Origin of the sequence: Nonomuraea sp. SYSU D8015 (assembly GCF_008065375.1) — a bacterium.
Taxonomy (GTDB): Bacteria; Actinomycetota; Actinomycetes; order Streptosporangiales; family Streptosporangiaceae; genus Nonomuraea.
Window position 1 is genome coordinate 277,414 of the sequence record NZ_VJYI01000008.1, and the last position, 13,782, is coordinate 291,195.

The following is a 13,782-nucleotide window of genomic DNA, read 5'->3' on the forward strand; positions in this document are numbered from 1 at the left end:
AAGTACCTGATATTTCGCGCGATTACTAGGCAGATTGTGCACTGCTTGAAGTAACTCTTGCGCAACTCGTCCAGGAAAATCGAGAGTTAGAGGTATGAGTGATGTCTTTCCGGTTAACGGCATGGATGCCGTGGTGTTCGCCGTGGGCAACGCCAAGCAGGCGGCCCACTACTACTCGACCGCCTTCGGTATGAAGCTGGTGGCCTACCGCGGGCCGGAGAACGGCAGCCGCGACCAGGCCGCGTACGTGTTGACCTCGGGCGCCGCCACGTTCGAGTTCCGGGCCTCGCTGCGGCCGGGCACGGACCTGGCGCGGCACGTGGCCGAGCACGGTGACGGGGTGATCGACCTGGCCATCCAGGTGCCCGACGTGGAGGCGGCGTACGCCCACGCCGTCGCGCACGGGGCGAAGGGACTGGCGGAGCCGTACACGATGGAGGACGAGCACGGCAAGGTGCAGCTCGCCGCCATCGCCACCTACGGCGAGACGCGGCACACGCTGGTCGACAGGTCCAACTACGGCGGCCGCTACCTGCCCGGGTACGTGCCCGCCGAGCCGCTGGTCGCGCCGCCGCCGACCAAGGGCGGGCGGCTGTTCCAGGCCATCGACCACTGCGTGGGCAACGTCGAGCTGGGCAAGATGGACGAGTGGGTGGCGTTCTACCGCAACGTCATGGGCTTCACCAACATGGCCGAGTTCATCGGCGACGACATCGCGACCGAATACTCGGCGCTCATGTCCAAGGTCGTGGCCGACGGGACGCGGAAGGTCAAGTTCCCGCTCAACGAGCCGGCCGTGAGCAAGCGGAAGTCGCAGATCGACGAGTACCTCGAGTACTACCGCGGGCCGGGCGTGCAGCACATCGCGCTCGCCACCAACGACATCCTGACCACGGTCGACCACATGCGGGCGGCCGGGGTCCAGTTCCTGGACACGCCGGACTCGTACTACGACGATCCCGAGCTGCGGGCGCGCATCGGAGAGGTGCGGGCGCCGATCGAGGAGCTGAAGAAGCGCAGGATCCTCGTCGACCGGGACGAGGACGGCTACCTGCTGCAGATCTTCACCCAGCCGGTGCAGGACCGGCCCACGGTCTTCTTCGAGCTGATCGAGCGGCACGGGTCGCTGGGATTCGGCAAGGGCAACTTCAAGGCCCTGTTCGAGGCGATCGAGCGCGAGCAGGAACGCAGGGGCAACCTTTAGTTTGCTCCGACTCGGTGGGGGCGATCAGGACATCATGGGATCGCCACCACCGGAGCCGGCGGGGCGGCCGGGGCTGGTCATCAGCCTCGTCTCCGCCCCTTCGCCTGGACGCGCCGCCGCCGCGCGCCCGTGAGGACGCTCGTCGTGAGAGCATGACCCAGCGTAATATTCTGGTCACTCATCGAAGGGGGCTGTTCTCGCCAATGCGTTCCAACAGGCGCCGGCTTGCGGCGCTGGCGGCGCTGGTCACCGTGTTCGGCTGCTCATCGGCGGCGAGCGAGCCCATGGTGGGCGCGCCCGGCATCGGCGATCCCGACTTCCCCAAGGACGGCAACGGGGGCTACGACGTCGCCCACTACGACGTCGCCATCGACTACACCCCGGCCGGCAAGCGGCTCGTGGGCGTGACCACCATCCGGGCCGCCGCCACCCAGGACCTGTCGGCGTTCAACCTCGACCTGGCCGGGCTCAACGTCCATGCGATCACCGTGGACGGCGCCTCCGCCACCTTCAGCCGTCAGGGCGACGAGCTGACCGTGCGGCCCGCCGGGACGATCGCGGACGACGCCGTTTTCTCCGTCAAAGTGTCCTACTCCGGCGTACCGAAGCCGATCAAGGACGCCGGCAGCCTGGGCACATACGGCTTCATGCCCACGGGCGACGGCGCCTTCGTGGCGGCCGAGCCCAATGGCGCCAAGACCTGGTTCCCCAGCAACGACCACCCCGCCGACAAAGCCACGTTCGACTTCACGATCACCGTGCCCGCCGGGGTGACCGCACTGGCCAACGGGGAGATGGCCGGGCGGCCCGCGTGCTCGGGCGGGAAGACCACCTACCGGTGGCGCGAGCGGCACCCGATGGTGACCTATCTCGCGACGGCCACGCTGGGCAAGTTCGAGCTGCGCGAGGGCCGCACGCCCGGCGGGATCCCCAACCTGGCGGCCGCCGACCCCAGGTTCAAGTCCTCGCTCGACAGCCTCTACAAGACCTCCGCCGAGGTGACCGACCACTGGGCCACGGTCTTCGGTCCCTACCCGTTCGGGTCGACCGGCGGGGTGATCGACGACTTCGCCGCCGGATACGCGCTGGAAAACCAGACCAAGCCGCTCTACGGGGGCTTCCACCCGGACGAGAGCATCATCGCGCACGAGCTGGCCCACCAGTGGTTCGGCAACAGCCTGAGCATCAAGCTGTGGAAGGACCTCTGGCTCAACGAGGGATTCGCCACGTACGCGGAGTGGCTGTGGGCCGAGCACAAGGGCAGGAAGACCGCCCAGGCCACGTTCGACGACTATGCCAAGCGCCCGGCCGACGACCCGATGTGGGCCTATCCGCCCGGCCGGGCCCGGCCGCACGACCTGTTCAGCCAGTCGGTCTACGTACGCGGCGCCATGACCCTGCACGCCCTGCGCAAGGCCGTCGGCGACCAGACGTTCTTCGCGCTGGTGCGCACATGGGCCGCCGACCACCGCTACGGTCACGTCACGACGGACCAGTTCATCGAGCTCGCGGAGCGCATGTCGGGCAAGGAGCTCGGCGCCCTCTTCGACGCCTGGCTCTTCCAGCCCCGCAAGCCGTCCTGACCCGTGCGGAAACGCTTTTCGTCGCTCGGTCCAAGTACGGGGTGTAAGGCGAACGACGAAAGGGATTGCAGGCGATGCGCCTCAACGAAGACCCTGCGGCCTTTGAGGCCTTTTATCGCCGCCACGTTGATGCCGTACTGAAATTCGTGGCCCGGCGGGTGAGCGACCCTCATCTCGCCGCGGACCTCACGGCGGACATCTTCCTGGCGGTCTTGGACTCGGCTCACACCTACGTCCCCGGCCGGGGCAGCGAGATCGCTTGGCTGTACGGCGTCGCGCGCAACGTCGTGTCGGCCCAGCACCGCAAAGCGGCCAGGGAGGCGCGGGCCACCGGCCGCGTCGCGGGTCGCCGGCTGATGGACGACGACGATCTCGTCAGGATGGAGGAGCGGATCGACGCCGAGCGCCGGATGCGCAGTGCCCTGGAGGCCATGGCCGAGCTTCCCGAAGGCGAGCGCGCGGTGCTGGAACTCGTGGCGATCGACCAGCTCACCGTCGCCGAAGCCGCCGCGGCCCTGGGCATCAGGCAGGTCACCGCGCGGGTCAGACTCCACCGAGCCCGGAAAACCCTGGAGACAGTCGCTTCGCCGGCAGCTGTGTACGTGGAAGGACAGGCATGAGCAATTTCGAAGAGCGCCTTCTCAGTGCACTCAAGGAAGAGATCACGACGAGAACGGCGGAGGACAGGATGACGACCACTGTGACACCGGATCAGCGCGGCTCGCGACGGCGGCGCTTCGTAGGGCTGTCCGCCGCGGCGGCGGGGGTCGCGGCGGCCGCCACGGCCGCGGTGGTGGTGCTCAACGGGGTCGCCGGCGCCCCGGCGTACGCGGTCACCAAGAGCACGGACGGCTCGGTGAGCGTGCAGATCAACGCGTTCACCGATCCCGAGGGGCTCGAGGCCGAGCTGGCCGACGCGGGCGTCAAGGCGGTCGTGGATTACCTGCCCGAGGGGCAGATCTGCAAGTCGCCGCGCGGTCAGCAGGGGAGCGCGAGCGGGAAGTTCTCGACGAGCCTCACCAAGGAAGCGAACGGGATCTCGTTCAAGATCGAGGAGGGTCAGGTCCCGGCGGGCGAGACGCTCGTCCTGGCCGTGTCCAAGAGCAAGGACGGTGACGACAAAGCGCCGTTCGCGATGTCGCTGGAGATCGTGAAGGGGGCGGTCGCGGACTGCGAGGTCACTGCGGTGCCGCAGCCGCCGGCCGATGGCCGCGGTGGCGACGGCGCCCCCGAGTCCGGGCTCGACTCCAAGACGGACGGTGAGGACACCGGTCCCAGCCTGAACCAGCAAACCCAGTAGCACTCCTGGGGCGGGCGATCCCTCCTCACGTCGCGCATCGCCGGCCCGCACGGCCCGGCGGCCCTCCCGAGCAGCGGGGCCGCCGGGCCTTCGCCGTTTCCATCCGGAGCAGCGGCGCCGGGCCTTCGCCGTTTCGCGCGCGAGTTCAGGGGGCGCGTCCGGGTTCAGTGGTCGCGGGCCGGGGTCCAGTAGCTCTCCCCCGCCAGGATCAGCGCCGCGGCGCCGATCAGACCCGCCTCCTGGCCCAGGGCGGCGGGCACGACCTTGACCCGGCGGGCGAACCCCATCCTGGCGTGTTCCCGCAGCGCCTCGTCCAGCGGGCCGAACAGCGGCTCGCCCGCCTGCGACAGGCCGCCGCCGATGGTGACCACGTCGAGATCGCACAGGTGGGTGGCCGAGGCGATCGCGATGCCGAGCGCCCGCCCGGCCCTGCGCATGGCCCGCACCGCGGCGGGATCCCCGGCCCGCGCGTCGGCCGCCAGCATCCGCGCCGTAACAGGCCGATCCTCCCGGTAAGCCTCGTCGTCCTGATACACGCCTTCGCCCCGATACGCGCCGTCGTCCTGAACCTCCGCCTCACCACGCACCTCCGACCCCGGCGCGGGCTGCGGGGCGGCGCCCGGCATCGCATGCGCGGCAAGGGGCGACCCGGAGTGCGGGGCCGTCCCAGGGGCGGCCTGAAGGGTGGCGGTCGGCGCCGCCCCACCCGCCTCGGCCTCCGCGACCGCCCTCGCCGTCGCAGCAGGCGCCGGGGAGATCGGTGCCGGTTCGGGGGAGGACGTGGTGCTCGGGATCCAGCCCTGGGACAGGGCCCAGGAGGTCAGGGCCGGGCCGCGGGCCACCGCCTCCAGGCAGCCGTGACCGCCGCAGCCACACCGGGGCCCGCCCTCCGGCTCGACCACCACGTGCCCGATGTGCCCGGCGTTGCCCGTCCCGCCGTTGACCAGGCGCCCGTCGAGGATCAGACCGCCGCCCACGCCCGTGGACACGACCATGCCGAGCATGTCCGCGCTCCCCTGCCCGGCCCCCTTCCAGTGCTCGGCCACGGCCAGGCAGATGGCGTCGTTGTGGAGGCGTACCGGGAGACCGGGGAAACGCCCGGCCAGCCGGGCGCGCAGGGGGAAGCCGCGCCAGCCGGGGATGTTCAGCGGCGAGACCTCGCCGCCGGGCCAGGCCATGGGCCCGCCGCAGCCCACCCCCACGCCGTCCACGCCCTCCGCGAGGGGCTCGACGAGCGCGGCAAGCGTCTTCCACAGCGTTTCGGCGTCCGCACCCTGCGGCGTCGCGACGCGCGCGGAACGCGCCACCGTGCCGTCGTGGGTCACCAGGCCGGCGGCCATCTTGGTGCCGCCGACGTCGATGGCGAGGATCACGGGCGCTCCGCCGTACCCGTGGTGCTGGAGAAGACCAGGACGGAGGCGGTGAAGCCGTGCACGTGGTTGTGACCGGCGACCGGGCCGACCTCGCCGGCGGCGAAGAAGCCCGCCACACCGATCGGCCCCAGCGTGTCCCGCAGCGCGACCGGGTCGTGGTCCGCGGTGCCGAACATGGCCGAGCCCCGCCCGTTGCACGAGAACAGCAGCGCCCCGTCCACCTTCCCGAGCCGCTCCCGGTGGGCGTCGAGCGTGTCGTACAGGTCCTCGTCCGCGGTGGCCGCGTCGCGAACCTGGAAGCGCACGGTCCTGCCGATCTCCACGATGTCGCCGATGGCCACGGCCTCGCGTTCGGGGTCGATGCCGATGACGCCGCGGATCAGGAAGTCGCCTCGTTCGTGGCGTTCGGCGTACTCGTCCATGGCCACGCCGATCTGGAGACCGGCGGCGACCAGCTCGCGATCGTCCTCGTCCAGCTCGCTGACGATGTCCTCCAACCGAGCCAGCGCGGGCTGGCCCGCCAGCTCCAGCAACAGGTTGTCCTCCGACGCCGTGACGACCATGCTCGGCCCGATGGGCCGGCAACCCTGGCTGACCACGGTGCTGACCTTCAGCGGGCCGCTGAGCAGCACCCCGATCGCACCCTCGGTGTAGATCTCGCCGTCGGCGAAGAGCCGTACGGAGCCCCTCCCCTGCAGCCCGTTGGCCAGCCCGCCGATCAGCGGCAGCTCGCCGAGCACGTCGACCGAGCGCTCGACGAACGCGTCGGTCGGGAAGGTGTACGGATCCGCGAGCAGGATCGCCACGTGATCATCCGGGCTGCGCTCGGGCAGCCCGACGACCACGAATCTGTCCTCGGCGGCCAGCGTCTCCAGCGCGAACGTGGTCAGCCGCGCCCCTTCCAGGGTCGCCGCCCAGGCGCTCACGGCAGGCGTCAGCTCCACTCCCTGTCCGTCGCCGATCACTCCGGTGGCGCTGCATCCGATCACGTGCGCTTCGGGCGCGAGTTTCATCGCGGCCTGTCCGGCCCTCGCGACGTCCTCGGGATCGTCACCGCAGATGAAGAAGCAGACCAGGTCGGCTTGGCCGCTGAGCCTCGACAGTGCCTGGCCGACGGCGTTCTGCGCGGCCTCCACCAGGTCGGAACCCACGGCGAGGCCGTCGGCGAAGCGGCTTGTCATCAAGGCCACGCGTCTCGCCTCCCTCGACATGTCCAAGTTCCCTAGGCCCGATTCTCCCCACTAAAGGGACAAGCACGCGCACGAACCGTCACGCAATAGTCAAGATCCGAAATCTCCGCCAGATGCGAAACTCTCTGCCACATTCCACGCAGGGGACGTAGTCTCGATCCCGTGCATCAGCCACAGCCACGAATTCTCCGCGAACTGCGAGAGAGCGGCCACGTTCATCGCACCGTCAAAGCCGAGGTCAGGGAAAACCTGCTGACCAGGCTACGGGCGGGCGAGCCGAGGTTCCCCGGGATCGTCGGGTTCGACGACACGGTCCTGCCGCACCTGGAGCGCGCTCTCCTCGCCGGGCACGACCTGGTCCTCCTCGGCGAGCGCGGCCAGGGCAAGACCCGGCTCATCCGCACCGTCACCGGTCTGCTCGACGAATGGACGCCGGTGGTCGAGGGGTGCGAGATCAACGACCATCCGTACGCGCCGGTCTGCACGCGCTGCCAGACGCTGGCGCGGGAGCTGGGCGACGAGCTGCCGGTGGCGTGGAAGCACCGCGACGAGCGCTACGGCGAGAAGCTCGCCACGCCCGACACCTCCGTGGGCGACCTGATCGGCGACGTCGACCCCATCAAGATCGCCGAAGGGCGCACGCTCGGCGACCCCGAGACCGTCCACTACGGGCTCGTGCCGCGCACCAACCGGGGCGTCTTCTCCGTCAACGAGCTGCCCGACCTGGCCGAGCGCATCCAGGTGTCGCTGCTCAACGTGCTGGAGGAGCGCGACATCCAGGTGCGCGGCTACAACCTGCGCCTGCCGCTCGACATCCTGCTCATCGCCAGCGCCAACCCCGAGGACTACACCAACAGGGGCCGGATCATCACGCCGCTGAAAGACCGGTTCGGCGCCGAGATCCGCACCCACTACCCGCTGACGGTCGAGGACGAGCTCACGCTCATCCGTCAGGAGTCCATGCCGGACATCGGGGCCGACATCCCCGAGCACCTGGTCGAGGTGATCGCCAGGTTCACCCGGCTGGTCCGCGAGTCCACCGCCGTCGACTCCCGCTCCGGCGTGTCCGCGCGCTTCTCGATCGCCGCCGCCGAGACCGCCGCGGCCTCCGCGGTGCGCCGGGCGGCCATCGCGGGCGAGGAGCAGCCGGTCACCCGCGTGATCGACCTGGCCTGCGTGGTGCACAGCCTGCGGGGCAAGGTGGAGTTCGAGGTCAGCGAGGAGGGCAGGGAGACCGAGATCCTGGCCCACCTGCTGCGCCGGGCCACGGCGGAGACGTTCAGGACCCGGCTGGGCGGCATGGACCTGTCGGCGGTGACCGACAAGTTCGCCGAGGGCAACCAGGTGGAGTCCGGCGAGCTGGTCCCGGCCGGCGAGCTGCTGCACCGGATGGGTCCCGTCGCCGGCCTGGCAAAGATCATGTCCAGGCTGGGCATGGGGGCGGGCGAGGAGTCGCCGGGCCACGCCGCGGCGGCGCTGGAGTTCGCGTTGGAGGGCCTTTACCTCATGCGGCGCCTGTCCAAGGAAGATCTTGACGGAGTCGCCGTTTACCGTACGTGAACGGATGGACGGATTCCCGCGTCATAGAGAGTGCTCATCACATTTGACGGGGGAGACCGCCCATGCGCGTGTTCGTCTGTGCCACTGCCGCCGCTCTGGCCCTGAGCGCCTTCGCCACGCCCGCGGAGGCCGCCACCAAGGTCGTGTACGGATACGCCTGGGGTGACGGCAAGGGACACCTGCGGGTCGTCCCCAAGTCGGCGACGTTCGTGAAGCAGAAGGATTTCCTGAGCTACCGGCTCAAGACGATTCCGGGCGCGACGGAGGTGCGGCTGGACTACACGGGCACCGCGTTCGGGCGGCTGACCGTGGCCTGCGACCTGAAGGAGACGGAGGGCCGGGTCGCGGTGGACGCCAAGGGCCTGGGCCGGACGGTCTGCAAGCCCGGCCACCTGGCGAGCGAGCTCGGACGCGGTGTCAAGCCGCTGCGGATCGAGTACACGGGGACCAAGGCCGTCAAGGTCAACGAGATCCTGGTCGACAAGTGGCCGAATTCTCGCACCGCCCAGGGCACGATCAAGCGGATCAACGACACCACCCTCCTGTTCGAGACCCGCGGCAAGAAGATCAAACTGGGCTACTCGTACACCACGGCCTTCTACCGGGTGACGAAACGCTGCGGGGACGGCTGGCTGACGGGCCGCCCGGTCAACGCCGACAGGAACGGGCTCGGCGAGAAGGCCTGCACCGCGGGCGACCTGACCAAGGTGCTGAAGTCCGTCAAGCACCCGGTGCTGGCGCAGCTGCGCTACTCCCCCGAGGTCGGCGGCATCGACGAAGTGTGGGAGGTCTACGGGGACGCGTAGGCGGACATTCCGGGTTAGCGTGGTCTCGTGATGGCCTTCCGCTATGGCGAGTACCACGACGGCCCCGATCCCCTTGCCCCGCCCTACGACGTGCGAGCGGCGCTCGACGAGATGGGCGATGCCATCCTGTCGGGCTCCACGCCGGTCCACGCCCTGCGCGACCTGCTCAAGCGCGGCCTGCCCGGCGCCCAGGACCGGCGCGGTCTCGACGACATGCTCAGGGAGGTCCGTCGGCGCCGTCGCGACCTGCGCGAGCGCGGCCGGCTCGACGGCACGCTGGAGAAGGCTCGGGCGCTGCTCGACAAAGCCATCGGGCAGGAGCGGGCGGAGCTGTTCCCCGACCCGTCCGACGACGCGCGGTTCCGTGAGACCCAGCTCGACGCGCTGCCCGACGACACGGCCAGCGCCATCCAGGAGCTGAACGCGTACGACTGGCGCTCGGCCGCGGCCCGCCAGACCTTCGAGGAGCTGCGTGACCTGCTGCGGCGGGAGGTCCTCGACAGCCAGTTCAGGGGGCTGCGGGACGCGCTGGCCAACCCGGACCCGGAGGCCATGGAGCGCATCCGGCAGATGATGTCGGATCTGAACGACATGCTGGACAAGGACGCCCGCGGCCAGCACACCCAGGCGGACTTCGACGCCTTCATGGAGAAATACGGCGACCTGTTCCCCGAGAAGCCGCGCAACCTGGAGGAGCTCGTCGACATCCTGGCCCGCCGCGCCGCCGCCACCCAGCGCATGCTGGCCTCGATGACCCCGCGCCAGCGCGAGGAGCTCAGCAACCTGATCAACCAGACCCTCGACCAGGCGGGGCTGTCCGAGCAGATGCGCCGGCTCGGCGAGGCCCTTTACGCCCGCCGTCCCGACCTGGCCTGGAACGCCCCGGAGCGGCTCACCGGCGAGGAGCCCCTGGGCATGGGCGACGCCGTGACCGCCCTGGAGGAGCTGGCCGACCTCACCCAGCTGGAGACGGCCCTGCGCCAGGACTACCCGGGCGCCCGGCTGGACGACATCGACGAGGCCGCCGTACGCCGCGCGCTCGGCCGCTCGGCGGTCGACGACCTGGAGGCGCTCAAGCGCATCGAACGGGAGCTGGAGGAGCAGGGCTACCTGCTGCGCCGCCGCGGCAAGCTGGAGCTGACGCCCAAGGCCGTGCGCCGGCTCGGCGAGACAGCGCTGCGCCGGGTGTTCTCCTCACTGGACGCGGGCCGGCGCGGCGACCACGACCAGCACGACGCGGGCTCGGCCGGGGAGCTCACGGGCTCGTCGCGGCCGTGGCGCTTCGGCGACGAGCAGCCCCTCGACGTGGTGCGCACGCTCGTCAACGGCGTACGCAACGGCGGCGTCAGCCCCGGGGGAACGGCCGTGCGGCTGTCCGTGGACGACTTCGAGGTGGCCGAGACCGAGCGCCGCAGCGCGGCGGCCGTCTGCCTGCTCGTCGACCTGTCGTACTCGATGGCCCTGCGCGGCACGTGGGCCGCCGCCAAGCAGACCGCGCTGGCTCTGCAGGCGCTGGTCGCCTCGAAGTTCCCGCAGGACGCGGTGCAGATCATCGGCTTCTCCAACTACGCCAGGGTGCTGCAGCCCGACGAGCTGGCGGGCCTCGACTGGGACATGGTCCAGGGCACCAACCTGCACCACGCCCTGCTGATCGCCGGCCGCCACCTCGACCGCCACCCCGACTTCGAGCCGGTGGTGCTGGTGGTCACGGACGGCGAGCCCACCGCGCACCTCATGCGCAACGGCAGGTCGGCCTTCGAGTGGCCGCCGTCGCACGAGACGCTGGAGCTCACGCTGGCCGAGGTGGACAAGATGACGCGGCGGCGGGCCACGATCAACGTGTTCATGCTGGCCGCGGACGACCGGCTGAAGGAGTTCGTGGACGAGGTGGCCCGCAGGAACGGCGGCCGCGTGTTCTCGCCGAGCGCCGAGCGCCTGGGCGAGTACGTCGTCAGCGACTTCCTCCGGCTGCGCCGCGCCCGCTGAACTGTCGGTCGCCCGTGCCAGACTCGCTCGGCATGGACGACGAGGTGCGGCTGAGAGACGTGGTCGAGGCGGATCTGGAGGTGTTCCTGGCGCAGGAGCACGATCCGGAGGCCCAGCGGAGGTCGAGGTTCCCCGCTCGGCCGCGGGAGCGGTTCCTGACCCACTGGCGCACCCGGATCCTCGACGACCCGGACGCTTACGTGCAGGCGGTCATGGTGGGCGACGATCTGGCCGGAAATATCGTGGCTTGGACGGAAGGAGAGCGGCGCTTCATCGGCTACTGGTTCGGCCGCGAGTTCTGGGGCCGCGGCATCGGCACCCGAGCGCTCACCCTCTTCCTGAGCCAGGAGAAGACCCGCCCCCTCTACGCCGACCCGTTCCACGGCAACACCGCGTCGGTGCGGCTCCTGGAGAGGGTCGGCTTCCAGCGCGAGGGGACGGTCCGGCACGGCGAGGACGAGCACGTCATGCTCGTGCTCCGAGACTAGCCGGACCGCCTGGGGCGGCTACGGGCGAGCGGGCACCCGCCTGCAGGCCCACGCGGCCCGGTATCGCAGGAGGAAGCCGAGCATCACCAGGGCCGGCAGCCCACCGGCCCCGTCGGCCAGGATCGACGCGGCATTACCCAGCTCCCGCAGCCCCACCTCCTCCCGGTCGAAGGTGAGGAAGCAGATCCCCTGCGCGAGGCCGATCCACGCCTTGTTCCAGATGGCCAGGATGCCGACCATGTTGGCGATCAGAAGATTACGCCGACGATCGCCGGCCGACCAGGAAGGTGTCGACCTCGTCCCCGCTCAGGCCGGGAAAGGCGGGGGCGATGGCCTCGGGAATGACGTAGCCGAGCACGATCGCGGTGCCGATGGTGGTCAGGACCGAACCCACCGCGACGATCAGCTGCAGCGGCCTGGTCCAGGCGGTGGGCTCGCGGGTGAGACGCGAGGTGTTCCGATCCGGCCCCGGCAGGCGTGTTGGTGCACGCGGCCGGGGCCCTCTCAGCTCATCGTGCCGTTCCAGCCCGGCCCGCTGCGCCTCCAGCTCCGCGATCTGGCCCTCCAGCAGCACGGTACGGGTGCGCAACGCCGCTTCCGCGGCGTCGTCGGGCAGCTGGGCCGGCAGCCCGACCGCGGCCGTGAACGCCGGATGCCCTCCCGCTCGCCCGGCAGCGCCAGAACGGTCAACCCCACCAGGTCCGGCATCCGGGAATCCGGGGCTTGACAGAGCCTCGTAGTTTCCAGAATAGTTAATTAACCAACATGGAAACTACGAGACGAGGTGAAGCCCGTGTCTCAGCGGACGGCCCAGTTGCTGGCCTGCGGCGTCGTCGCAGGGCCGCTGTTCCTCGTGGTGTGGCTGGTCCAAGCGCTCACCCGCGACGGTTTCGACCCGGCCCGCCACCCGATCAGCCTGCTGAGCCTGGGCGAGCTGGGCTGGATCCAGATCGCCAACTTCGTGGTGACCGGCCTGCTGTATGTGGCGTGCGCCATCGGCATGCGGCGCGCGCTTCGCGAGGGCCGGGGCTCGGCCTGGGGACCGCTGCTGGTCGGCGCCCTCGGGATCGGCCTGGTCATGGGAGGGGTGTTCGTCACCGACGCCGGCGCCGGGTTCCCGCCCGGAGCTCCGGCCGGGGCGCCTCCGGCGATCAGCTGGCATGGCATGCTGCACCAGGCCGGATTCGTCCTCGCGCTGATCGGGACGATCGCGGCCGCCCTGGTGCTCGCCCGCCGGTTCGCCGCCCACGGGCAGCGCGGCTGGATGTGGGCGAGCGTGGCCGCCGTGGTGGCCATCCTGGTCGTCAGCGCGTGGCCCGACCTGGACAGCCTCAGCCTGCGGTTGGTGGCGGCGACGGCCGTCCAGTTCGGCTTCGTGGGGGCGGTGGCGAGCCGGCTGATGCGAGGACTCGCCACCACCGCCCCCGCCCCGGCACGGCATACGTGATGGCCCACACCGATCCGCTCAGCGTCACCTTCGCCGCGCTCGCGGATCCCACTCGGCGGGCCATCCTGGCGCGGCTGGCCGGCGGCGAGGCCACGGTCAACGAACTGGCCGAGCCGTTCCAGCTCACGCTCCCGGCGATCTCCAAGCACCTGAAGGTCCTGCAACGGGCCGGATTGGTGGAGCAGGGCCGGCAGGCCCAATGGCGCCCGTGCCGCCTGCGGCCCGAACCGCTACGCGAGGTGGCGGCCTGGATGACGCAGTACCGCGCGTTCCTCGGCGCCAGCTATGACCGCCTCGACGAGTACCTGCGGAACACACTCGAAGGAGCAGAACATGACACGACAGAACCTGGGCGACGAGACCACGACCATGACCGCTGAGGGCGACGAACTCCTCATGGAGCGCGTCTTCGACGCTCCGCGCGAGGCCGTGTGGGCGGCCATGACCACCCCCGAGCACATCCCCCACTGGTGGGGGCCGCGCGGCTCGACCACCGAGGTGGTCGAGATGGACGTACGGCCCGGCGGCAGGTGGCGCTGGATCAACAAGTTCGAGACGGGAGAGGCGCCCTACAAGGGCGAATACCTCGAGGTCGTCCCGCCCGAGCGGCTCGTCCGCACGTCGCTGTTCGACGTCGGCCCCGAGGGACCGCCCGCGATTGAGACGATCAGCCTGGAGGACCTCGGCGGCGGCAAGACCAGGCTCCGCCACCACGCCCGCTTCCCCTCCGAGGACGTGCTCGCCTTCGCGATCTCCCAGGGCATGGCCAAGGGCGTGCTGGAGCAGCTGGACCGCCTGGCGGAGCTGGCGGCGACGCTGGCCTGAAACGCCGGTGAAGCGGACCG

15 protein-coding genes are annotated in these 13,782 nt (G+C 70.5%); 11 read left to right on the forward strand and 4 right to left on the reverse strand.

Going from position 1 to position 13,782, the window contains the following annotated elements:
* Positions 1-94: 94 nt before the first annotated feature.
* The 4 genes from hppD to ID574_RS31410 all read left to right on the forward strand — a co-directional run bounded on the left by hppD (position 95) and on the right by ID574_RS31410 (position 4,087).
* Positions 95-1,204, forward strand: a complete 1,110-nt coding sequence (hppD, locus tag ID574_RS31395) for a 4-hydroxyphenylpyruvate dioxygenase (protein WP_188192594.1) — start codon at positions 95-97, stop codon at positions 1,202-1,204.
* A gap of 203 nt (positions 1,205-1,407) precedes the next feature.
* Entirely contained in the window at positions 1,408-2,787 is a 1,380-nt protein-coding gene (locus ID574_RS31400; protein ID WP_188192595.1) for a M1 family metallopeptidase, read from the forward strand.
* A gap of 74 nt (positions 2,788-2,861) precedes the next feature.
* A complete protein-coding gene (locus ID574_RS31405; RefSeq protein ID WP_188192744.1) occupies positions 2,862-3,407 on the forward strand; it encodes an RNA polymerase sigma factor in 546 nt (181 codons plus the stop codon).
* A 68-nt stretch (positions 3,408-3,475) separates the two neighbouring features.
* Positions 3,476-4,087, forward strand: coding sequence for a hypothetical protein (locus tag ID574_RS31410; protein WP_188192596.1), 612 nt, complete (start codon positions 3,476-3,478; stop codon positions 4,085-4,087).
* Positions 4,088-4,251: 164 nt separating this feature from the next.
* Here ID574_RS31410 and ID574_RS31415 read toward each other — a convergent pair whose 3' ends face one another.
* Positions 4,252-5,460 (reverse strand): ROK family protein, encoded by a 1,209-nt coding sequence (locus ID574_RS31415; protein ID WP_188192597.1) that lies wholly within the window; start codon positions 5,458-5,460, stop codon positions 4,252-4,254.
* Entirely contained in the window at positions 5,457-6,641 is a 1,185-nt protein-coding gene (locus ID574_RS31420) for an FIST signal transduction protein (RefSeq protein WP_188192745.1), read from the reverse strand. Before ID574_RS31420 ends, ID574_RS31415 begins: the two co-directional genes overlap by 4 nt.
* A 171-nt stretch (positions 6,642-6,812) precedes the next feature.
* Between ID574_RS31420 and ID574_RS31425 the strand changes: the two genes are divergently transcribed.
* The 4 genes from ID574_RS31425 to ID574_RS31440 all read left to right on the forward strand — a co-directional run bounded on the left by ID574_RS31425 (position 6,813) and on the right by ID574_RS31440 (position 11,490).
* The gene (locus ID574_RS31425; RefSeq protein ID WP_188192598.1) at positions 6,813-8,210 is read left to right on the forward strand and encodes a sigma 54-interacting transcriptional regulator; all 1,398 of its coding nucleotides are present in this window, start codon (positions 6,813-6,815) and stop codon (positions 8,208-8,210) included.
* Between the two features lie 62 nt (positions 8,211-8,272).
* On the forward strand, positions 8,273-9,016 hold the full coding sequence (locus tag ID574_RS31430; protein ID WP_188192599.1) for a hypothetical protein: 744 nt from the start codon (positions 8,273-8,275) through the stop codon (positions 9,014-9,016).
* Between the two features lie 30 nt (positions 9,017-9,046).
* Positions 9,047-11,002: a vWA domain-containing protein gene (locus ID574_RS31435; RefSeq protein WP_188192600.1), complete on the forward strand. Its 1,956-nt coding sequence runs from the start codon at positions 9,047-9,049 to the stop codon at positions 11,000-11,002.
* A 32-nt stretch (positions 11,003-11,034) separates the two neighbouring features.
* Positions 11,035-11,490 carry a GNAT family N-acetyltransferase gene (locus ID574_RS31440; protein ID WP_188192601.1) on the forward strand — a complete coding sequence of 152 codons (456 nt, stop codon included), beginning with the start codon at positions 11,035-11,037 and terminating at the stop codon, positions 11,488-11,490.
* Positions 11,491-11,508: 18 nt separating this feature from the next.
* Here ID574_RS31440 and ID574_RS31445 read toward each other — a convergent pair whose 3' ends face one another.
* Together ID574_RS31445 and ID574_RS31450 are read right to left on the reverse strand one after the other, a co-directional pair.
* A complete protein-coding gene (locus ID574_RS31445; protein WP_188192602.1) occupies positions 11,509-11,730 on the reverse strand; it encodes a hypothetical protein in 222 nt (73 codons plus the stop codon).
* Between the two features lie 16 nt (positions 11,731-11,746).
* On the reverse strand, positions 11,747-12,079 hold the full coding sequence (locus ID574_RS31450) for a hypothetical protein (protein WP_188192603.1): 333 nt from the start codon (positions 12,077-12,079) through the stop codon (positions 11,747-11,749).
* A gap of 204 nt (positions 12,080-12,283) precedes the next feature.
* On the opposite strand from ID574_RS31450, the gene ID574_RS31455 reads away from it, so the two are divergent.
* The 3 genes from ID574_RS31455 to ID574_RS31465 are packed head-to-tail and all read left to right on the forward strand — an operon-like array spanning position 12,284 to position 13,762.
* Entirely contained in the window at positions 12,284-12,937 is a 654-nt protein-coding gene (locus ID574_RS31455; protein WP_223167254.1) for a DUF998 domain-containing protein, read from the forward strand.
* On the forward strand, positions 12,937-13,317 hold the full coding sequence (locus ID574_RS31460; RefSeq protein WP_188192604.1) for an ArsR/SmtB family transcription factor: 381 nt from the start codon (positions 12,937-12,939) through the stop codon (positions 13,315-13,317). The genes ID574_RS31455 and ID574_RS31460 overlap by 1 nt, the downstream gene beginning before the upstream one ends.
* Positions 13,271-13,762 carry an SRPBCC domain-containing protein gene (locus tag ID574_RS31465; protein ID WP_188192605.1) on the forward strand — a complete coding sequence of 164 codons (492 nt, stop codon included), beginning with the start codon at positions 13,271-13,273 and terminating at the stop codon, positions 13,760-13,762. The genes ID574_RS31460 and ID574_RS31465 overlap by 47 nt, the downstream gene beginning before the upstream one ends.
* The last annotated feature ends 20 nt before the right edge of the window (positions 13,763-13,782 follow it).